General features: G+C 60.5%; 6 protein-coding genes. 4 read left to right on the forward strand and 2 right to left on the reverse strand.

The annotated features are described in order from the left end of the window. Both WBB95_RS12450 and lpxO read left to right on the forward strand, forming a co-directional pair. On the forward strand, window positions 1-351 hold a 351-nt coding region (locus WBB95_RS12450), incomplete at its 5' end, for a GNVR domain-containing protein (RefSeq protein WP_424487874.1). A 255-nt stretch (window positions 352-606) separates the two neighbouring features. Beyond that, the gene (lpxO, locus tag WBB95_RS12455) at window positions 607-1506 is read left to right on the forward strand and encodes a lipid A hydroxylase LpxO (RefSeq protein ID WP_424487875.1); all 900 of its coding nucleotides are present in this window, start codon (window positions 607-609) and stop codon (window positions 1504-1506) included. Window positions 1507-1524: 18 nt separating this feature from the next. Here lpxO and ligD read toward each other — a convergent pair whose 3' ends face one another. Continuing rightward, window positions 1525-4020 (reverse strand): DNA ligase D, encoded by a 2496-nt coding sequence (gene ligD, locus WBB95_RS12460; protein WP_424487876.1) that lies wholly within the window; start codon window positions 4018-4020, stop codon window positions 1525-1527. A gap of 23 nt (window positions 4021-4043) precedes the next feature. Beyond that, complete coding sequence (locus tag WBB95_RS12465; RefSeq protein ID WP_424487877.1) at window positions 4044-4898, reverse strand: Ku protein; 855 nt, start codon at window positions 4896-4898, stop codon at window positions 4044-4046. 184 nt (window positions 4899-5082) lie between these two features. Here WBB95_RS12465 and WBB95_RS12470 point away from each other — a divergent pair, with 184 nt between their 5' ends. Then, the gene (locus tag WBB95_RS12470) at window positions 5083-5397 is read left to right on the forward strand and encodes a hypothetical protein (RefSeq protein WP_424487878.1); all 315 of its coding nucleotides are present in this window, start codon (window positions 5083-5085) and stop codon (window positions 5395-5397) included. Between the two features lie 12 nt (window positions 5398-5409). Then, entirely contained in the window at window positions 5410-6567 is a 1158-nt protein-coding gene (locus WBB95_RS12475) for a PQQ-dependent sugar dehydrogenase (protein WP_424487879.1), read from the forward strand. Window positions 6568-6670 lie beyond the last annotated feature (103 nt).

Here is a 6670-nt window from a genome sequence, read left to right on the forward strand (position 1 = left end):
GAGTTCAACCGTGAAGTTGAAATTCTGCAAAAGCGTGGCAACGAAGATATTTTCCTGCGCGACGTTGAGCCCCTGCGCGCTGAAGTCGCCAGGCTGCGCGGCCTGAATATCGACATGACCCGCTTGAAGCTGGTATCCATCGACCGGCGTGCTCAGGAGCCGCTGTCACCGATCAAGCCGAAAAAGCTGATGATTGTCGCGGTGAGTCTGTTGCTGGGGCTGTTCTTGGGGGTGTTTGTGGCACTGATCAGGCACTTCATTCAAACGCACCGCGACAGACCCGTGGGTGCGCGATTGGAGGACAGCCATTTGCCGCGTTCTGAGCGCAAAGATGATCAACCGCTGCCGTGATACTCCACGGCAGCGGGCAACCACCGAGACGCGCTCAGACGTTGGCCATCTGGCCCAGTGGACAGCTTTTCACAATTCTTAGTTAACCTTTGGTTACAAACTGTGGCTAAATAACTGCCAATGACCCCGGCCAGGTTTGTCTCAAACTTGGCCAGGCGCCAATGTGTAATTGTGATTTCAGGTGCTGCTAATCAATCCTCGGCCGTTGTGGGCACGCAGGAGCAGCCTGTTCTCTATTGACGTGTGACGAATCCCTTGAAACTCATCATTGTTGCTCTCTACGTTGCCTCCATCGCGTATGTACACCTGCGTGGTCGGGTGCGACACAAGCTGGGCCGCCAGCTTAGCGATCACTCGACGTTCCTGGCGCCGATCAATTGCTTTCTGTACCTGTTCTCCAGGCAGCCAAGCCGCCCGTTCCTGTCGCCCAGCGACTTTCCAGACCTGAGCCCCTTGCAGGAGCACTGGGAGGAAATCCGCCAAGAGGGCCAGAACCTTATGCGGGCGGGGGAGATCAAGCGTTCGGAGCAGTACAACGACGTGGGGTTCAACTCGTTCTTCAAGTCGGGCTGGAAGCGCTTCTACCTCAAGTGGTACGGCGACAGTCACCCGTCTGCGATGAAGCTGTGCCCGCGCACCACTGAGCTGGTGCAAAGCATCGGCTCGATCAAGGCGGCCATGTTCGCCGAGTTGCCACCGGGCTCCAAGCTGGTGCGCCACCGCGACCCGTACGCCGGTTCCTACCGCTATCACCTGGGTCTGGATACGCCCAACGATCCTGGCTGCTACATCAATGTGGATGGCGAGAGCTATTACTGGCGTGATGGCGAGCCGGTGATGTTTGACGAGACCTACATCCACTACGCGGAAAACACCACGCAGAAGAATCGCATCATCCTGTTTTGCGACATCGAGCGGCCGATGAAGTATCGCTGGGCGGCGGCGTTCAACCGCTGGTTCAGTCGTAACGTCATGGCCGCTGCGGGTTCGCCTAATGATGACGGCGACAAGACCGGCGGCCTGAACCGCGCCTTTACCCGCCTGTACAAGATCCGTCTGCGTGGCAAAGAGCTGAAAAAGCGCAATCGTGCGCGCTACTACCTGGAAAAATGGGCAATTTTTGCCGGGTTGGCGCTGATCTTTATCCTTGTCTGAGTACCCTCTGGGCGCACATCACTGCGGTGGTTTCGCGCCCAGTTTGTCCCACATCTTCTTGGTGATCTTCTGCCGGTTGGCATAACCGGCCCACGGATCGCCCTTCAAATTGTTCAAGCGATCCTCCAGGTTGGCAACCGTCCACTGCTGGGCGCCGCGCAAATCCTTCAACTCTTCCCGACTGACCGGCACCGACACCGGCAAGCCCGGGCGTGCCCGTACCGAATACGCCGCCACCGTGCTGGCGCCGCGCGCATTGCGCAGGTAATCGATGAAGATTTTGCCCACGCGGTTTTTCGGGCCCGATGTGGCGGTAAACCGTTCGGGCAACTGTTGAGTCATGAACTGGGCGATGGCCTTGGCGAAGGCTTTGACCGTGTCCCAGCCGTCTTTGCGTGCCAGCGGAATGATCAGGTGCAGGCCCTTGCCGCCGCTGGTCTTGACGAACGCCTCCAGGCCCAACTCATCGAGTACCGACAAGGTCAGTTGCGCGGCCTCCAGCATGGCTTTCCACGGCAATGCCGGGTCAGGGTCGAGGTCGAGTACAAACAGGTCCGGGGTCTCGATTTTGTCCGACGTCGCACCCCAGGTGTGCAGCTCGATCGTGCCCATTTGCACCGCACCGATCAGCGCATTTGTGCTGTCGATTTCCATCAGCCGTGCATGGCCGGGGTCGAGCTTCTGGTCCAGTTGCTTGATGTGCGGAATGGCCAAGCGCTCTGAGTGTTTCTGGAAGAACTGCTCGCCGTCGACGCCTTCAGGTGCGCGCAACAGAGATACGGGCCGGTGGCGCAGGAACGGCAGAACCCACTCGCTGATGCTGTCGTAGAAGTCCGCCAGTTGCTGCTTCTGCGTGCCGCTGTGCGTGTCGATCACGCGGTCCGGGTGAGTGATGTTCACGCCGCCACTGCTGACTTTTTTAGCGGGTGCGGCCTTCTTAAGCGATTTGGCGGCACGCGGTTGTTCATGAATGATTTGCGCTGCCGGTTTGTCGGTGCGCAGTGCCACAAACGACGCTTGGCGTACCACGCCTTCGCGGGTCCATTCGGCAAAGTTCACCTCGCCAACCAGGGTCGGGTCAACCCAGTGCATGCCGCGCGCCTGTGCGCTCGTCAAGGGCTTCTGCAAGGGTGAAGTTTTACGCTCCAGGGGCGTGAGCTGCGCGTAGATCGCCTTCAGCGACGCCTGATCAAAGCCCGTGCCCACGCGTCCGGCGTAGATCAGCCCCGTGTCGTCATTGACCGCCAGCAGCAGCGCGCCAAAGCCGCTGCGTGAGCCTTGAGGCCGCGTGTAGCCGACAATCACGAACTCCTGGCGCAAGCGGCACTTGAGCTTGATCCAGTCGGCGTTGCGGCTGGAGACATACGGGCTGCCGGTGCGCTTGCCGATCACACCTTCAAGCGCCAGGTCGCAGGCACTTTCGAAAATGTCGCGCTGGTTGGCGGCAAAGGCTTCGGAAAACCGCAGCAGCTTGCTTCGGCTGCCGGACAGTGCCGCCTTGAGCGCTGCGCGGCGTTCCTCCATTGGCGTTTCCCGCAGGTCCTGCCCATTCAAGAAAGGCGCATCGAAGAGGTAATACACAATGTCAAGGCTTCGGCCGATATCGAAGGCGTTTTGCAACGCCTGAAAATCCGGTAAACCGTCGGCGTTGAGGCTCACCACTTCACCGTCGAGCCAGCTGTCCTTGAGCTTGAGGGCTTGCAGCGCCTTGACTTGACGCGGCAACCGTTCGGTCCAGTCATGGCCGTTGCGCGTGAACAGGCGCACGTCGCCGTCCTGAATGCGAGCAAGCATGCGATAGCCGTCGAACTTGATCTCATATTGCCAGTCACCCTCCGGTGCGCGGTCAACGAGCGTTGCCAGTTGCGGGGTGAGTTGCTCGGGGAGGGCGGCACTGGCTTTCTGGCGTTTTGCCCGTGGCTGGGGTTTAGCCTTGGGTTTGGAGTCGCCGACCGAGGCGTTGCTGAGCACGCTTTTCGGTTCGGCCTGGACGATGTCGTAGTCAGCTGCCGGGCGTGCCTGCGGGTCCTTTTCCTTGATCAGCAGCCATTGTTCCTTGTCGCCGCTGCCCTTGAGCCGTGTGCGAACCAGCGCCCAATCGCCGGAGAGTTTTTCGCCGACCAGGGTGAATTTGAGTTTGCCGGCGGCATAGGCCTTGTGCGGGTCTTCGTGAGGCTGCCAGACACCGCGGTCCCACACGATCACATCGCCGGCGCCATAGCTGCCGGCGGGAATGCTGCCCTCGAAATTGCCATAGCTCAGGGGGTGGTCTTCAACGTGGACCGCCAGGCGTTTCTGGCTCGGGTCCAGGCTCGGCCCCTTCGGCACCGCCCAACTCTTGAGCACGCCATCGAGCTCCAGACGAAAGTCATAGTGCAGGTTACGGGCATCGTGTTTTTGAATCACAAAGGACAGTGCCGAAGCCTTGCGTTTACCGGCAGGCGCTTTGCCTGCGGGCTCGGCGGTGACCTCGAAATCGCGTTTGCGGTTGTATTCGCTCAGCGGCTTTGCCATGTCATTCTCCAGCTGACGCAGGCTCAAGAGGCCTTTTGGGTGGACTTTTTAGCGGCAGGCTTTTTCGCTGCAGGTTTTTTCGTCGCGGGCTTGCCAGCCAAGCTGCGCTTGAGCAGTTCCGTCAGGTCGATCACATCGGCCGACTTGCGCTCTTCGCTGCCTTCCTGGCTTTCCACCGCCTCGATCTTGCCGGCCTTGGCCTTCTTCTTCACCAACGCCATGATCTTTTCCTGGAAGCTGTCGCGGTATTCGTCTGGCTGCCAGTCGGCACTCATGTCTTCGACCAGGCGCTTGGCCATGTCCAGCTCACCTTTTGCCAGGGTGGGTTTGGTGACGTCGCTGCCCAATTCCAGTTCATCCAGGCCGCGCACCTCGGCGGGCCAGCGCAACATCACCAGCACCAGCGCCGATTCCAGCGGCATCAACGCCGCCAGGTGCTGCTTGGTGTGCAGCACCACATTGGCGAGGGCGACCTTGCGGGTTTTTTTCAGGGTTTCGCGCAGCAGGGCGTAGACCTTGCCGCCGCGTTTGTCCGGGGCCAGGAAGTAAGGCGTGTCGATGTTTTGCAAAGGGATCTGGTCGCTGTCAACGAAGGCGATGATTTCAATGGTTTGGGTCGACTTGGGGTGCGCCGAGCGAATTTCCTCTTCACTGAGCACCACGTAGCGGCCTTTTTCGAAGGCCACGCCCTTGACGATATTCTCCTTGGTGACTTCCTTGCCGGTGGTCTTGTTGATGCGCTTGTAACCCACCGGGTCCATGCTGCGTTTATCCAGCCAGTCAAAATCAACGCCCTTGGAGGACGTCGCGCTGACCAGTGACACCGGGATATGGACCAAACCGAAGCTGATTGCGCCTTTCCAGATTGCCCGTGGCATACCTGCGATTCCTTGAGTAGAGCCTGTGTTCTGGTGACTGGCGGGCGGCGGAAAAAGTTTCGCCGGGCAGATGCGCGGACAGATCGTGTTACACCTGATGAGAAACTATTTAGTGTCGCCCGCCGAACCCAAGGCGTAGCGTGTTATCGAAAGCACGTACTACTCGTCCTGGAGAGGCTTCGTCATGAACAGCTGTGTGCGTCATCTTGCGGTGCTGGCATTGGGTCTGGCGCTGGTTCCATTCGCCCAGGCGCAAAACCTGCCCGGCCGTAGCGACTCCAATAACAGCCCCATTCACCGGGCCAACCCCAACAGCATGCAGGGCACCCAGCCCAATGCGCCGGCCACTCGCGGTATCCAGACCGGGCCGACCAGCCCTGCACCCACCGTGGAAAACGGCGGCATCGGCAATCGCTACCCCACGCGCAATGCCGCCCCGAGCCGTCCAGCCACCGACACCAAAGCGCCCACTTACGATGCCAACGGCAATCGCCGGTAAGGACTACGTCTTATGCTTCTACGCAAAACCCTGTTAGCTGCCGTTTGCGCAACCACACTCCTTCCACTCGCGGCGGTGTTTGCAGCCGACGCCCAGCAGTTCCCCAGTGAGCAAGGCAGCATCACCGCCACGCCGATCGTCAAGGGCCTGGATCACCCGTGGGCCGTCGCCTTTCTGCCGGATAAACAAGGCTTCCTGGTCACGGAACGTCCCGGCCACCTGCGGTTTGTCAGCCCGGACGGCAAGCTGTCTGCGCCGCTGACAGGCGTGCCGCCGGTGTGGGCCAAAGGGCAGGGCGGCCTGCTCGATGTGGTGCTGTCGCCGGACTTCAAGCAGGACCGCATGGTCTACCTGTCGTACGCCGAAGGCGGCGGCGAGGGTGGCAAAGCCGGGACCGCCGTGGGGCGCGGCCGTTTGGCGGATGACTTGAGCGGCCTGAAGGACTTCAAAGTGATCCTGCGCCAGGAACCCAAGCTGTCCACCGGCAACCACTTCGGCTCGCGACTGGCATTCGACCGTGACGGCTACCTGTTTGTGACCCTGGGCGAAAACAACGACCGCCCGACGGCGCAAGACCTCGACAAGCTGCAAGGCAAGGTGGTGCGGATCTTCCCGGACGGCCGCGTGCCGAATGACAACCCCTTTGTTGGCCAGCAGGGCGTGCGCCCCGAAATCTGGTCCTACGGCCAGCGCAACCCGCAGGGCCTGGCGCTGAACCCCTGGAGCGGCACGATCTGGGAGCACGAGCACGGCCCGCGTGGCGGCGATGAGATCAATATCATCGAACGTGGCAAGAACTACGGCTGGCCGCTGGCAACCCACGGCATCAACTACTCCCTCACGCCGATTCCAGAGGCCAAGGGCAAGACAGTCGAAGGCACGGTGGCGCCCCATCATGTCTGGGAAAAATCCCCGGGCATCAGCGGCATGGCATTTTATGACGCCGACCGGTTCAAGCCGTGGCAGCACAACCTGTTTATCGGCGCCCTGGCCAGCCAGGAGTTGATTCGTTTGCAGTTCGACGGCGACAAGGTGATTCACGAGGAGCGCTTGCTGGGCGATTTGAAGGCGCGGATTCGCGATGTGCGGCAGGGGCCGGATGGCTACCTGTATGTGCTGACGGATGAGGATAAAGGCGTGTTGTATCGGGTCGGTCTGAACCAGGACTGAGCCACGCAGGTAGAACCACTGTGGGAGCGGTTTGTGTGGGAGCGGGCTTGCTCGCGAAGGAGTCGTGTCAGTCACTGTTTTGTTGGCTGACCCACCGCCTTCG

The organism is Pseudomonas sp. (assembly GCF_049645325.1).
GTDB lineage: Bacteria > Pseudomonadota > Gammaproteobacteria > Pseudomonadales > Pseudomonadaceae > Aquipseudomonas.